Origin of the sequence: Veillonella dispar (assembly GCF_937975875.1) — a bacterium.
GTDB lineage: Bacteria > Bacillota > Negativicutes > Veillonellales > Veillonellaceae > Veillonella > Veillonella dispar_B.
This window is the reverse complement of sequence record NZ_CALJSP010000092.1, coordinates 1-14,309: the sequence shown is the minus strand read 5'-3', so window position 1 is coordinate 14,309 and position 14,309 is coordinate 1. Positions and strand designations below refer to the sequence as shown.

General features: G+C 38.6%; 13 protein-coding genes and 1 pseudogene. 12 read left to right on the top strand and 2 right to left on the bottom strand.

The window, feature by feature from the left end; translation table 11 throughout:
* Window positions 1-35: 35 nt before the first annotated feature.
* From Q7P05_RS04265 to Q7P05_RS04235, 7 genes and pseudogenes are all read left to right on the top strand, one after another.
* Window positions 36-167: pseudogene (locus Q7P05_RS04265) on the top strand (N-acetyl-gamma-glutamyl-phosphate reductase); the annotation flags it as partial.
* Between the two features lie 10 nt (window positions 168-177).
* On the top strand, window positions 178-1,035 hold the full coding sequence (argB, locus tag Q7P05_RS04260; RefSeq protein WP_213467761.1) for an acetylglutamate kinase: 858 nt from the start codon (window positions 178-180) through the stop codon (window positions 1,033-1,035).
* 90 nt (window positions 1,036-1,125) lie between these two features.
* Window positions 1,126-2,313: an aspartate aminotransferase family protein gene (locus Q7P05_RS04255; RefSeq protein ID WP_303930686.1), complete on the top strand. Its 1,188-nt coding sequence runs from the start codon at window positions 1,126-1,128 to the stop codon at window positions 2,311-2,313.
* A gap of 138 nt (window positions 2,314-2,451) precedes the next feature.
* Window positions 2,452-2,634 (top strand): hypothetical protein, encoded by a 183-nt coding sequence (locus Q7P05_RS04250; RefSeq protein WP_005385822.1) that lies wholly within the window; start codon window positions 2,452-2,454, stop codon window positions 2,632-2,634.
* Window positions 2,635-2,729: 95 nt separating this feature from the next.
* Entirely contained in the window at window positions 2,730-3,908 is a 1,179-nt protein-coding gene (locus Q7P05_RS04245; RefSeq protein WP_303930684.1) for a M20 family metallopeptidase, read from the top strand.
* A gap of 298 nt (window positions 3,909-4,206) precedes the next feature.
* Entirely contained in the window at window positions 4,207-5,562 is a 1,356-nt protein-coding gene (dcuC, locus tag Q7P05_RS04240) for a C4-dicarboxylate transporter DcuC (protein ID WP_303930682.1), read from the top strand.
* A gap of 174 nt (window positions 5,563-5,736) precedes the next feature.
* Complete coding sequence (locus Q7P05_RS04235; RefSeq protein WP_303930680.1) at window positions 5,737-6,921, top strand: MFS transporter; 1,185 nt, start codon at window positions 5,737-5,739, stop codon at window positions 6,919-6,921.
* A gap of 149 nt (window positions 6,922-7,070) precedes the next feature.
* Here Q7P05_RS04235 and Q7P05_RS04230 read toward each other — a convergent pair whose 3' ends face one another.
* The gene (locus Q7P05_RS04230; RefSeq protein ID WP_039969037.1) at window positions 7,071-8,057 is read right to left on the bottom strand and encodes a GMP reductase; all 987 of its coding nucleotides are present in this window, start codon (window positions 8,055-8,057) and stop codon (window positions 7,071-7,073) included.
* 179 nt (window positions 8,058-8,236) lie between these two features.
* Here Q7P05_RS04230 and thiT point away from each other — a divergent pair, with 179 nt between their 5' ends.
* The 5 genes from thiT to Q7P05_RS04205 all read left to right on the top strand — a co-directional run bounded on the left by thiT (window position 8,237) and on the right by Q7P05_RS04205 (window position 12,937).
* Window positions 8,237-8,767, top strand: coding sequence for an energy-coupled thiamine transporter ThiT (gene thiT, locus Q7P05_RS04225; RefSeq protein WP_178884639.1), 531 nt, complete (start codon window positions 8,237-8,239; stop codon window positions 8,765-8,767).
* The gene (mobB, locus tag Q7P05_RS04220; protein ID WP_303930678.1) at window positions 8,760-9,884 is read left to right on the top strand and encodes a molybdopterin-guanine dinucleotide biosynthesis protein B; all 1,125 of its coding nucleotides are present in this window, start codon (window positions 8,760-8,762) and stop codon (window positions 9,882-9,884) included. Before thiT ends, mobB begins: the two co-directional genes overlap by 8 nt.
* Window positions 9,865-11,100, top strand: a complete 1,236-nt coding sequence (locus Q7P05_RS04215; RefSeq protein ID WP_303930676.1) for a molybdopterin molybdotransferase MoeA — start codon at window positions 9,865-9,867, stop codon at window positions 11,098-11,100. The genes mobB and Q7P05_RS04215 overlap by 20 nt, the downstream gene beginning before the upstream one ends.
* Window positions 11,101-11,408: 308 nt before the next feature.
* Window positions 11,409-11,744 carry a cupin domain-containing protein gene (locus tag Q7P05_RS04210; RefSeq protein ID WP_005385836.1) on the top strand — a complete coding sequence of 112 codons (336 nt, stop codon included), beginning with the start codon at window positions 11,409-11,411 and terminating at the stop codon, window positions 11,742-11,744.
* A 71-nt stretch (window positions 11,745-11,815) separates the two neighbouring features.
* Complete coding sequence (locus Q7P05_RS04205) at window positions 11,816-12,937, top strand: AraC family transcriptional regulator (protein ID WP_303930674.1); 1,122 nt, start codon at window positions 11,816-11,818, stop codon at window positions 12,935-12,937.
* A gap of 58 nt (window positions 12,938-12,995) precedes the next feature.
* On the opposite strand, the gene Q7P05_RS04200 is transcribed toward Q7P05_RS04205, so the two are convergent.
* The gene (locus tag Q7P05_RS04200; RefSeq protein WP_303930689.1) at window positions 12,996-14,240 is read right to left on the bottom strand and encodes an iron-containing alcohol dehydrogenase; all 1,245 of its coding nucleotides are present in this window, start codon (window positions 14,238-14,240) and stop codon (window positions 12,996-12,998) included.
* Between the last annotated feature and the right edge of the window lie 69 nt (window positions 14,241-14,309).

The window sequence follows — 14,309 nt, the reverse complement described above, 5'->3', positions numbered from 1 at the left end:
TTCCGGCGTGATTCCATCAGGGTCCCTCCTCAGAAACTGGTAATGATGAACGCATCATGGTTAATGCCATTTTCGATAATTTAGGTAAAGGTGCCTCTGGTGCTGCCGTTCAATGTATGAACATCGCGTTAGGCTTACGAGAGGATACAGGCCTAGTATTAGGTTAGAGAGGGAACTATGAAGGACGTAACAAATGCAATGCGGGCGCATATCTTAACTGCGGCCGTTCCATATATTAAACAATATACAGATCAATATGTTGTCGTTAAATATGGCGGCAATGCTATGATTGATGAAGAATTAAAAAAATCCGTTATGAAGGATTTAATGCTACTTCAATTGGTAGGGGTAAAAGTTGTGCTCGTTCATGGCGGTGGTCCAGCTATTAATAGCACACTAGATGCCATGAAAATTGAATCCCGTTTTGCAAATGGTTTGCGTGTCACTGATGAAGCGACAATGGATGTAGTACAAATGGTATTAGCCGGTAAGGTTAATAAAGGCCTTGTAGCAGACTTAACAGACCTTGGTGGTAAGGCTGTTGGTCTCTGTGGTGTGGATGGTAATATGATTCGAGTTCATAAACAAAATGATGAGCTTGGTTATGTAGGCTCTATCGATACGATTGACACAAGTATTATCGACGATGTTATCAGTAGAGGTTATATTCCTGTCATTTCTTCCATTGGTATGGGGGCTGATGGCAAGACATATAATATCAATGCTGATACGGTAGCCGCAAAAATTGCCGGTGCTCTTAAGGCAGAAACAATGGTTGCTATGACCAATATTGATGGTGTGCTACGAGATGTGCATGATCCTAGTTCTCTAATCTCTAAAATCACTATGGCAGAGGCGGATCAATTAAAAGCAGAGGGGATTATCGCTGGCGGTATGATCCCAAAAGTGGATTGCTGCTTAGAGGCCATCAAATCAGGAGCTCAAAAGGTATTTATCATCAATGGTGAGATTCCACATGCTATTCTTATTGAGTTATTGACTGATGAAGGTCTTGGCACCATGTTTGTAAAGTAATATAGTAGGTATGATGATGATAATTGTATATTACCATCGTTACCTTTCACATAGATAGACGACGGCGCGACCGTACGTTCGGAGGATGTAATGAGTAATACAATCGATTTTGAACAACAAGATAAAGAATATATAGCCAATACGTATGGCCGGTTTAACGTATGTTTTGAAAAAGGTAAAGGGTCCCTTTTATGGGATGTAAATGGTAAAGAATACATCGATCTTGGATCTGGTATCGGTGTAACAGCCTTTGGTGTCGATGACGATGAATGGACAGAGGCGGTAACAAAGCAATCTCATGCGTTGAACCACATTTCAAATTTATACTATTCTTTGCCACAAATTGAATTGGCAAAACAATTGTGCGCTAAAACAGGTATGAAGAAGGTATTTTTCTCTAACTCTGGTGCAGAGTCTAATGAATGTGCCATCAAAGCAGCTCGTAAATATAGTCATGACAAGTACGGTGAAGGTCGTCATGTCATCGTCACATTGGTTAATAGCTTCCATGGTCGTACTATTACTACCTTGTCTGCTACAGGCCAAGATGTATTCCATCAACATTTCTTCCCATTTACAGAAGGCTTTATTCATACACCCGCTAATGATATTGATGCGGCCTTAAAAGCTCTTGATAATCCAGCAGTTTGTGCCATCATGATGGAACCTATTCAAGGTGAAGGTGGCGTTATGCCACTAGATAAAGAGTTCGTACAAGCAGTAACAAAATATGCTCATGAACACGATCAACTCGTGTTAATCGATGAAGTACAAACTGGTAATGGCCGTACGGGCAGTCTATACGCATACCAACAATTTGGCATTGAGCCAGATGTAGTATCTACTGCAAAAGGTTTAGCAGGCGGCCTTCCTATGGGGGCTACATTATTCAATGAAAAGATGCAATATGTGTTAAATGCTGGTGCACATGCAACAACCTTTGGTGGCAATCCAATCTGTGCGGCAGCAGGCAATACTATCATTAATCGTTTAACACCAGAATTCTTAGATTCTGTAAAAGCAAAAGGGGACTATGTAAAAGCTGCTTTAGCTGGTAAACCTGGTATCCTTGGTGTAAGCGGTATGGGCCTCATGCTTGGTATTGAAACTACAGTAGATCCAAAAGCAGTCATTGCGAAATGTCTTGAAAAGGGCGTTGTATGCTTGTCTGCGAAAAATAAAGTACGTCTTTTACCAGCTCTTAATATTCCTCAAGATCAATTGGAAAAAGCGATTGCTATTGTAGCTGAAGCTATTGAAGAGTTAGCGGCAAAATAATTTTAAGGATAACTTTCATAAATATCATTTAAAATAGTTGCGTAACCGTGTAATTATTGAAATAAATCGATGAATATATAGACTTTAGTTCTCATTCGTGTTACCCTAGAAGAAACAGTCTATATTGGAGGAGTAAATATGAATACAGAATCCTTACGTAACGAAGTATTGGTTCCTGCTGTAGCAAAAACATTAGATATTGCTACAAAAGCAAAACCTACAAAAGAAGAACTTTTCACAACAGCAAAAATTACGGCTGCTGTGGCAGTTGCAACAGCTGTTGTATCCTTAGCGGTACAAGCAGTATTGCGCAACCGATAAGACATAAAGAAAACGACATGGCGTGGCCTGTCGTTTTCTTTTACTTTTACCCTGTTATTCCCCTTGATTAAGGGATTTTATAAGGAGGCGATACCATGCATAGTCGCGATTTAATTGAACAATATAAAGGCTACGTTCAAGATTGGCGTAGATATTTTCATAAACATCCAGAGCTCAGTAATGAAGAGTTTGAAACAACTAAGACACTGGCTAAAGAATTAGAATCTATGGGCGTAGAGGTTCATGTAGATACAGAGCGTGGCATCGGCTTAGTTGGTATCATCCACGGTGATAAACCTGGTAAAGCCATTGCTTTGCGCGCTGATATTGATGCATTGCCTGTTCACGAACATAATACAGTAGACTATAAATCAGAAACTGAAGGCAAAATGCACGCCTGTGGTCACGATGGTCATATGGCTATTTTGTTAGGCGCTGCTAAGATGTTAATGTCTATGAAAGATCGCATTGAAGGCGATGTATATTTAGCCTTTCAACCTGCTGAAGAGACTGGGGCAGGGGCGCCAGATTTCATCAAATTTGGTGATTGGTATGATAAGATAGATGCCATTTTTGGTGGCCATGTATGGATCGACTTACCAGCAGGACTCATATCTGTAGAAGAAGGTCCTCGTATGGCTGCAAGTAGCCAGATTACTATTAATGTAAAAGGCAAACAAGGCCATGGTGCACAGCCACATCAAGCGATTGATGCCATTGTAGTAGCTAGTGCTATCGTTATGAACTTGCAAACCGTAGTGTCTCGTAATGTAAGTGCCTTAGATTCTCTTGTACTCACTATTGGTAACATTCACTCTGGATCTGAATGGAATGTTATCCCTGGTGAAGCTAAAATGGGGGGGACCATTCGATTCTTTGACCCAGACCAAGAAGAGTATTATGTAGAATCCATACGACGCGTAGTAGAACATACTGCCGAGGCTTATGGAGCAACTGCTACATTAGAATATGTAAAAAAAGTACCGCCTACTATTAATGATCCTGCATCCAGTGAATTGGCGGAACGTGTCGTTATTGATACATTAGGTAAAGACAAACTTTCTAAAATGCGTAAAGTAATGCCAGGGGAAGATTTTGCATGGTATTTACAAGATAAACCAGGGTGCTTTGCCTTTATTGGTATTCAAAACCCTGAAATCGAGGCTACCTACGATCATCATAATAATCGATTCAATATGGATGATACTGTACTATCTGCGGCATCAGCGATATATGCTGAATATGCTATTGCATGGTTGAAAGAACATAAATAAAAACTATTTAATTATATAAGTAATAATCTATGTACTAATCCGTCTAATAGATTAGATGTTTGTATGTTTAATAATAAAATCAATTAGATATCTCCATCTTAAAAGCACTGTTATCTTAAGGGTAATGGTGCTTTTTCATTGTATTTTTATTTATATTTTCCGTATAGTATAGGTATAATATAGGTATAAGTTGGATGTGATGCAAGTATGATACAAGTATTATATAAGTATAATTCAAGTGTAGTATTTGTGATATAAATCCGCTGTAAGTCTAATACATTCTCTATGAGAGGTACTTATGAATATAGTTATATGTCTCATCATAATTGCTATTACAGGCTTTTTATTGATGAAGCGCTACCAGCCACAACCTATTTTGATTGGCTTAGGAATTCTTATGATGTTCATCGCTTATGAGGCGAGCTGGATTGATGCCATATTAGTTGGTGACCAATCCACAGGAGTTCTCATATTTGATGCAATGGATATCGTAAGAATAACGACATCAAATAACATAGTCAATCTGGGCCTCATGATTATGACCTGTGCAGGTTATGCAAAATATATGGAGCATATTGGGGCAGGGACGAGATTGGCACATACATTTATACGTCCTTTATATCGTCTAAATCGCCCATATATTGTACTGGCCCTTATGTTTCTACTCAATATGGGATTATCCATTTGTGTACCTAATCCATTGAGCCTTGCACTTCTTATGATGGTCACTATGTATCCTGTGTTACTTCGATTAGGTGTAAGCCCTGTAGGGGCGGCAGCGGTTATTGCTACGGGACATCTCATGGATGTGGGGCCAGGTGCAGTATCTACCTTACTTATTGCAAAGACCTTGAATATGCCCGTGCCAAACTATTTTGTAGGCTACCAGTTGCGTCTTTATTTCTTAGTCGCCATTGTGACGGCTATAGCACACTTTTTCTGGCAGAAATATCGTGACCGGGTGGAGGAACCTAAGGCTATAGATGCTTGTGAAAGTATTCCAGAGGCGCCAATAGGGCCTAAGCCGTATATGATATTCCCATTATTACCATTGTGTTTTATTTTGGGTTTTAGTCAATATGGCTTTCCTGGGGTGAAGATGAATGTTACCCTTGCTATGATGCTTGCCTTTGGTATAGCTTTATTAGCTGAATTAATTCGTCATCGAAATCTGAGGACAGTACTTAAGAGTACAACTATTTTCTTTGAAGGTATGGGGAACCAGTTCTCTTATGCAGTGACACTTATTATAGGGGGACAAATCTTTGCGCAAGGTTTAGTTAGTTTAGGCCTTATTGATTCCTTAGTTGGTGCGCTACAAACATTATCTCTTAACTCTATTGGACTTACCTCTGTTCTTGGAGGAGGTATGTTAGGATTAAGTATGGTGACAGGTAGCAATGTAGCGCCATTATTTACTTTGGTTCCACTAGTACCTAATATCGTAGCTCATCTAGGCCTTGATCCGATTACAACGATGCTAGTCATGCAAAATGGGGCAAGCTTAGGTTTGTTCCTTAGCCCAATCAGCCCCGTAATGGTCGGTGTAGCAGGCGTGGCACATATTAAATCAGTAGATTTACTTAAACGCACAGCCGTGCCAGTTCTTGTGGCATTACTTACGAGTTGCGTAGGAATATGGATACTTTTTTAATTTTAATTTAAATTTACAAAACCCTCTTTACATGTTTCGTAAAGAGGGTTATTATATTCCAATAATAAATCATATGTAATTAAAATGGTTTCCTGCTAAGGTACAAGTTTTAGTGCGTTGCGGATAAAAAGGGCCTTTCTTCGCCGGACGGTTCTAGAAGCCAGAAAGGATGTAATGAGCAATCAAGTTTCTATTTCAACAGCAAATATTCGTGGTGCCTTTGGGGGATTTTTTATTCCAGGTATGTATACAGCTTTATGGGCTGGCTTTGTACCATATTTAAAAGCAAAGCTTAGTATTGGTGAAGATGTATTAGGTTCCATGATTTTGTTGCTCGGTGTAGGTTCTTGTTTATCCATGGCTATAGCAGGTAAGCTTGTAGAAAGCTTTGGGTGTAAGAGAGTCGTTTTGTTAGCTAGCTTTATTGGTATGGTATCTCTTGCCATCGTTACTATGTGTCCTACTATTGCTACAACAACAGTAGCCCTGTTCTTTTTTGGTATTGGTGTAGGCCTTAGTGGTGCTTCTGCCAACTTACAAGCTATTTTAACCGAAAAGGTAAGTAAAAAGCATTTAATGGGTGCTTATCACGGTGGGTGGAGCTTAGGTGGCTTTGCAGGTGCCGGTGTATTGCTTGTTCTCTTAAAAATATTATCATTACCTGTTAATGAAAGTATTTGGGGACTTCTCATCGTATTGTTTATTGCCATGGTTGTGATTAGCCAATTTATGTTGACCTTTGGTAGTGATCCAAATGCAAAGGTTGTTAAAAAATCTAAAAGCCCATTATCTTTCCATCCCATTGCTATTATCTTTGGCCTATTGTCATTTGTATCTTACTTGGTTGAAGGTGCCGTAGGGGACTGGAGTGCATTATACTTGTTCGAAGATAAAGGTATCGTTATTGAAGAGGCCGTTATGGGTGTTATGCTCTTTAATGGTACTATGTGTATCGGCCGTTTGCTAGGGAATACAATTGGCAAACACTTAACATCTAAACAAGTTGTTGTTGGTGGGTATTTATTAGGTGCTATTGCAATGGGGCTTATCGTATTCTTACCAGGTTATGGCTCTATGTATACGTATTTATTACTTGGTATTTCCTTAGCTATGGTAGTACCAAACTTGTTCTCTGCCATGGGGGAACAAAATGTAATTCCTATGACACAAGCTGTGGCAACATCTACCATGCTTGGCTATATGGGGATTTTGATGGGGCCAGCATTGATTGGTTTCATTGCTCATGGCACAAGTCTTACAGTAGCATTTATCGTATTGACTGCATTACTTGTAGTAAGTGCAGGTACTGGTAAATACGCTTATATGTTAATGGAAAAATCAAAGGAAGCAGAAGCTTAAATAATAGCCCCAAAGACGAAATGTCTTTGGGGCTAATTTTTTTTTAATATAGCAATATTATTACAAATATGTAAACCATTATATGTAACATTGATGAGGTACAAAAAAGCCACAGGACATAACCTGTGGCTTTTACAGTTAATATTATATTAGCGATCGCCGTTGAAGATGGAGTTTTTAACAAGTACATAGTCTACTTTGCGGATTGCTTGTAGAGTAGTACCACCAGCGTAAGAAATAGCGGATTGCAAATCTTGTTCCATTTCAACTAATGTATCAAAGATAGAACCTTTGGAGTCGATGAAGATTTTTTTGCCTTCTACGTTTTTGCGTTCACCTTTTTGGAATTCAGAAGCAGAACCAAAGTATTCTTTTACTGCTTTGCCGTCAACGATTTTTTCTTCCCCTGGAGATTCTTCATGACCAGCGAATAGGGAACCAATCATAACCATAGTTGCACCAAAGCGAATGGATTTAGCGATGTCGCCATGATCACGGATACCGCCGTCAGCGATGATAGGTTTAGTAGCTGCTTTTGCACACCAGCGAACAGCAGCCAATTGCCAACCACCAGTACCAAAGCCAGTTTTTAATTTAGTGATACAAACTTTACCCGGGCCGATACCAACTTTAGTTGCATCTGCACCAGCATTTTCAAGTTCACGAACTGCTTCTGGTGTACCTACGTTACCAGCGATAACGAAAGTTCCAGGCAAGTTCTTTTTGATGTATTGAATCATATCGATTACTGCGTTGGAGTGACCATGTGCAATATCGATTGTAATGTATTCAGGTGTTAAGTTTGCTTTTTTGAATTCATCAACTAAAGCAAATTCTTCTGGTTTTACACCAATGGAAATAGAAGAGTATAAATTAAGGTCGTGCATGCGTTTAACAAAATCCATACGACGTTCTGGTTGGAAACGATGCATGATATAGAAATAACCTTCACGAGCTAATTTTTCTGCCAATTCTTCGTCGATAATAGTTTGCATATTTGCAGGAACTACTGGCAAGCGGAATGTGCGATTACCTAATTTAACATGTGTATCACATTCGCTACGGCTAGTTACGATACATTTATTAGGAATTAATTGCACGTCTTCATAATCAAAGATGTTCGTTGTATTAATCATATTTTCTATATCTCCTTCGAGTATTACAAATTGAACCTGTACCATTATACAAGAGTCGCGTAAAATTTTCAATACGTTCCGAATATTTTGTTTGGACTCAGAAACGAACTGTAGTACAATACAAGTAGATTATGCAAGTTATATACATTAATATATATGGTAAAGGGAGGTTGATTGACATGGATCAGTCCAAAACTCGCATGCTTGCAGAAGCAGGTGTGGCGATTGCAATTGCTCAGGTATTATCATTTATTACGATTTTTCATATGCCTCAAGGAGGCTCTATTAAGGCTGCAGCTTTGGTGCCGCTCATGATTTATGCCTATCGTTGGGGGGGTGCACGGGGAATTTTTGCTGGCGTCGTATATGGTATTTTACATTTTATTTTAGGCTTTAAATCATCTGTACACTATTTAAGTATTATATTGGATTATCTAGTTGCTTATGGTGCTATAGGTGTATGTGGTTACTTCAAAGATTCTATTTCTGGACTCATTACAGGTTCTATTGTTGGTATTATATTGCGCTGGATCGCCACTGTTGTGAGCGGTGCCGTTGTGTTCGCTAGCTATGCACCTCAAGGTCAAAATCCATGGATTTACTCCATGATTTATAATGCCTCTTATATGGTGCCAGATGGGATTTTAAATATTGTTGTTTTACTATTCATCTACCAAGGTGTTAAACGAGGTTTAGGACGTCGTGGATAAATTAGGTTTAATTATTTTGGCTGGTGGTTTGAGTTCTCGAATGGGGCAACCTAAGGCATTATTGCCTTGGGTTAATGGTGAAAGCCTCATATCTCATGCACTTCGTAAGGGATTAGAAGCGGATGTGGATGATATCATCATCTCCATTGGTGATGATGATCGGTTAGGACATGCCATTCAGACTCATATTATTGATACGTTATCGAACGATGAGAAGAATAAAGTTTCTATTGTTCGGGATTCTATTGAGCGATGTGGTCCTCTAGGGGGACTTTATAGTGCTCTAGCTGTTGGAATGAGTCCTGCCTATGCGGTGATGGCTGTAGATATGCCATTTATGCCTATGGATTTATATTATGATTGGTTATATCAAGTGAATCATAATAATTGGAATGTCATAGTTCCTACTGGTTCTAGAGGTAAGCCAGAACCTATGGCGGGAATTTATAGACCTCATATTGTATCATTACTTCCATCTATTCTAGCCGGTAAAGACGTATCGTTGCAGCATGCCCTTGATACGATTGGTCATGTTGAATCTATTGCTGCCAGTGATTATGATTGGGAGCTAAGTAATGTAAATCATTATGATGACTATCAATGGGCTCGTGCATTAGCAGAAAATGAGTTTCGTCGAGTTCCAGTTATAAGTGTAGTAGCATCAAAACGTAAAACAGGTAAGACTACGGTAGTAACCCGTCTTGTAGCTGAGTTACAACGAGCTGGGTTTTCTGTAGGTGTTGTAAAGAGTGATAAACACGGCTTTCAAATGGACCATGAAGGGACCGATACAGACCTTTCTTATAAAGCTGGCGCTGATGCGGTGGCTATTGCAGGCCCTAATGAAACAGCGATTCGTATACGCACTAAAGAACAATCAAATCTGTATGAAATATCACAGTTTATGCCTGTGGATATAGTTATACTAGAAACAAGGTCCCAAGGCATTGCCCCTATTATAGAGGTTACGCAAGAAGGACATACAGAAGAGCTTATCTCAGATTCTATCGATCGAGTAGCTATAATCGAAATTAGCAAGTTAGACCAAGACGTACCTGGATTAGTACGTCACATACAGGAAATGATGAGGTGTTTACATGGCCGTCGTTACTGTTGAGGAGGCCCTTCAATTATGGGAGAAGGCCTTAGATACGCAAGTTTATAAAGTAGAAATGATTGATGTTAAGTCTGCTAAGGGATATGTGTTGGCAGAGGATATCGTTGCGCCCACAGATGTACCGGCCTTTTCAAAATCAGCGATGGATGGGTATGCCATTGCCTTTTCCGCGGATTGTAATGAGTATATTGTTGACGGTGTTATAGGCGCCGGCGTTGTATGGGAACAACCTGTTGCACTAGGTCATGCAGTACGTATTATGACGGGCGCACCTATACCGGATACATGTGATACTGTTATCATGCAAGAACAGGTAGTTGGCTCCGGAGAACCAGGTACAACAATCACAATTCAAGGTAAATACAAATGTGGCGATCATATCATCCCTCAAGGTGAGGAATGTAGTGCTGGCACTATTGTGATTCCTCGTGGAACAGAGGTAACCTCTACGGTACAAACTGTTTTGACTGGTCTGGGGTTGACTGAGATTGCTGTCAATGCAATGCCTCGCGTGCTAGTCCTTACCTCTGGCCATGAGGTGATTGAACCTGGTGAAAGCTTAACAGCTGGTAAAATTTATAACTCTAATAGAGCTATGATTTGTGGACTCTTGGAGGATTTAGGCTTTCATAAGATTACGCACTATCATGTCAGTGATGCTCCAGAGGAATTAGACTCTGAAATTAACCATGTGTTACAGCTCAGTGAAGATGCTGATATTATCATTAGCTCTGGCGGTGTATCCGTAGGGCTGTTTGATACGATGCCTCTTATTTATGAGAAATTAGGGGCTAAATCTATTTATGCACGTATTCAAATGCGTCCAGGTGCGGCATCCTATGGTGCAGTGACGCCGAAAGGTCAAATCATCTTTGGTCTATCTGGTAATCCAGGGGCTGCATTCAATGGATGGCATCTAATCGTAGCGCCAACATTGAAACGATATAAAGGCTTAAAAAACTGGACCACACCAGTAGTAGCCTGCGTAATGGATTCAGAAATCTTTAAGCGTAATGCTTTTGATCGGTATGTACAAGGTAAAGTAATCTTTGGCGGTGGGGCACCACGTTTTGTCGCGAATCGTCACTTTAACAGTAGTAGTATGCTAGGCTTATATACGGTGAACGCCCTCGCATGTATTCCTCGTGGAGTACATGAAGTACATCCGGGCGATACCTTTGATGTGTATCTATTAGGATTACTACCTGCGGTTTAAAATATATGGACTTACAAGTTTTATATATGTAGCATTTAAAAATTAAGCATATTAAATATTTGTAAGATTAATAGATATAAATAACAAGACGAGGTCTCTAAGGAGGCCTCGTCTATTTGTTTATATAAGTATATAAAATTACTTCAATTCTGTTGCTGTAGACACTGAAATTAAATCTCAATTAACTTATAATAAAGTCAACAAAAGGACAGTCCTTTTAGTTATATCAATTGAGTTTTGACAAAATTTATTTCAATCTACTTTTTAATTACTTTTACCATTATATAGTTATATAAGGAGTGATTTCTATGAGTAAGACTTTCACAAAAAATATCCCAGTCAACGAAATTTTACATCTAGGCGATCGTTTAGAGTATAAAGAAGGACAAGTGATTAGTATTACGATAGCCCAAAATGAACGCCTCAGTATTACCTTGTTTGCGTTACCAAAGGGCGAAGAAATCTCTACTCATGTAACTGTAGGTGACGCGATTGTACAAATCCTTGATGGTGAGGCACACATCGTCGTCGGTGATGTGGAACATACTGTGAAAGCTGGTGAAACCTTGATTATGCCATCTGAAGTGCCGCACAGTTTAGATGCTCGAGAAAACTTCAAGATGCTGTTGACCGTAGTTAAATAAATATATCATAATAAATGCATCCCTTGAATTTATAAGGGATGCATTTTGGCATATGGAGTGATTGGATATCTATGGATTATTTCGACTATTCATATAAACATAATTACATAGAGTTTAGCAGTAACATATATAGAGTTGGCACATATCATTATAACTGGCATGGTGAGACGGAGATTCTTATTCTATTAAAAGGCCAAATGGAAATGAGTTGTAATGGTGAGACATTTACGATGGAACCACTTGATGTGGTCATTATCTCTCCTCAAGTGGGACATGCCACATTAGCTCTGGAAGAGGATGTCATTGCCTTTGCCATTCATGTAGGAAATGAATTTTACCAACAGTATGATCCAGATTTTGGCGCCTATCAATTTGTATTGCGTTCAGATAATAGTACTCGTCACAATCAATTTTTTACAACCTTACGGCATCATGCAGCTATGACGATGTTATTGATGACTAAAGGTGAAAGTCCGGTACATCGAATGTGGATAGAGCATCATTATTTAGCATTGTCTGGGGATGTATTTAGAGAATTTGATCCCATTAAAAAGGTTCATGAAAATGCTAGACCTGGCGATATGAAACCAGCAACGTTCGATAAAATGATTGCCTATATTGATGAACATTATGAGCAGAAAATAGAGTTGGAAGATATTGCAAAAATAGGGGGCTATAATGTTGCCTATACGTCTCAGTTCTTTAAAAAGCAAATGGGGATTTCCTTTGTTGAATATGTTTTGCGTTTGAGACTGAGAGAGGCTACCCTTCGTTTAATTAACACCGATGAGGCTGTGGCACGAATTGCGAGTGATTGTGGCTTTGCCGATGTTAAAGCTTTTAATGTGGCTTTTAAAAAGCATTTCCGTATAACACCAACAGAGTATCGCAAACAAGTAAAGAATATTGGGCGTAAAACGACATTGCAAGATTGGAAGGAAATTATTTCTGTAGAAAATCAAGATGTTCTAAATCTACTTCATTCATTCTTGTCCTATGAAGATGACTCACGAGCGAAGGATGAGTTAGAATTCATGAGTAAGAAGTTAGAACATTTGAAAGAAAAATTAGCTGATGAATTCATTATGAACTTTCTCTTAAGAGAAATTCTTACTCATAAAACTGCGTTTCATAATTTGCTAATTGTGCATATAGTTCAAATTCTTCTTTTTGTTGTTCATAATAAAATGTGAATAAATTCCGTTACAAAAAATATAAAAAAGAAAAGGTAGGACATACCTACCTTAACTATTATTTATCAAATTTATTTTTGTAATCGTAAATTTTACGTAAGATATCTTCCATATCTTTAACCATAGGCATTCTAGGGTTAGCTGGTGTACATTGATCTTCGTAAGCATTCATAGCAATTCTATGAACTGATTCTTCCCAAGCTTCTCTTGAGATACCTTGAGATTCTACGTTAGATGCAACACCTACTTTGTGACATAATTCTTCACAAGCATCAGCGAACATTTCAACACCTTCAGCTGGAGTTTTAGGATTTAATCCAATTAATTGAGCTAATTCCATGAATTTAACATCAGCTTTATAGTTTTCAATTTTTGGCCAGATATTTAATTTAGTTGGAATAGTTCCGTTATATCTAATTACGTGTGGTAATAAGATACCATTTGTTCTACCATGTGGAATATGCCATTCCCCACCAATCTTATGAGCTAATGAGTGGTTCATTCCTAAGAATGCATTTGCGAATGCCATACCTGCGATAGTTGCAGCATTATGCATTTTTTCTCTAGCAATTGGAGTACCTTTCTTAACTGATTCTTCTAAGTATTCAAATACTAATTTAACAGCTTGTTTAGCCCATCCATCAGTAAAGTCAGATGCTAAGATTGAAACATAAGCTTCAACCGCATGAGTTAATACGTCGATACCTGTATCAGCAGCGATTGCTCCTGGTAATGACATTACGAATTCAGGGTCAACGATAGCGATAGTTGGTGTTAAAGCATAGTCAGTTAATGGATATTTTTTGTTTTCTTTCTTATCAGTGATAACTGCGAAAGGAGTAACTTCTGATCCAGTTCCTGATGTAGTTGGGATACAGATCATTTTTGCTTTTTTACCTAATTCAGGGAATTTGAAAGCACGTTTTCTGATATCCATGAATTTTTGTTTGATATCATCAAAGTTAACTTCTGGGTTTTCATACATTAACCACATAACTTTAGCAGCATCCATTGATGATCCCCCACCTAAAGCAATGATACAATCAGGTTCGAATTTTCTCATTAATTCTACCCCTTCCCTTACAGTATCAATACTTGGATCTGGTTCAACATCAAAGAATAATTCGATATCTACATGATTACGTCTTCTTCTAATAACGTCTTCGATTTTTTCAACATAACCAAGATTTACCATACTTCTATCAGTAACGATCATGGCTTTTTCCATATGTTTCATATCTCTTAAGTATCTAATTGAATTTTTTTCAAAGTATACTTTTGGAGGAAGTTTAACCCATTGCATATTGTTATTACGTCTTCCCACGGGTTTTGACGCTGTATGGATGAGCCAGTTTCTGGACTGCTTCTCGGA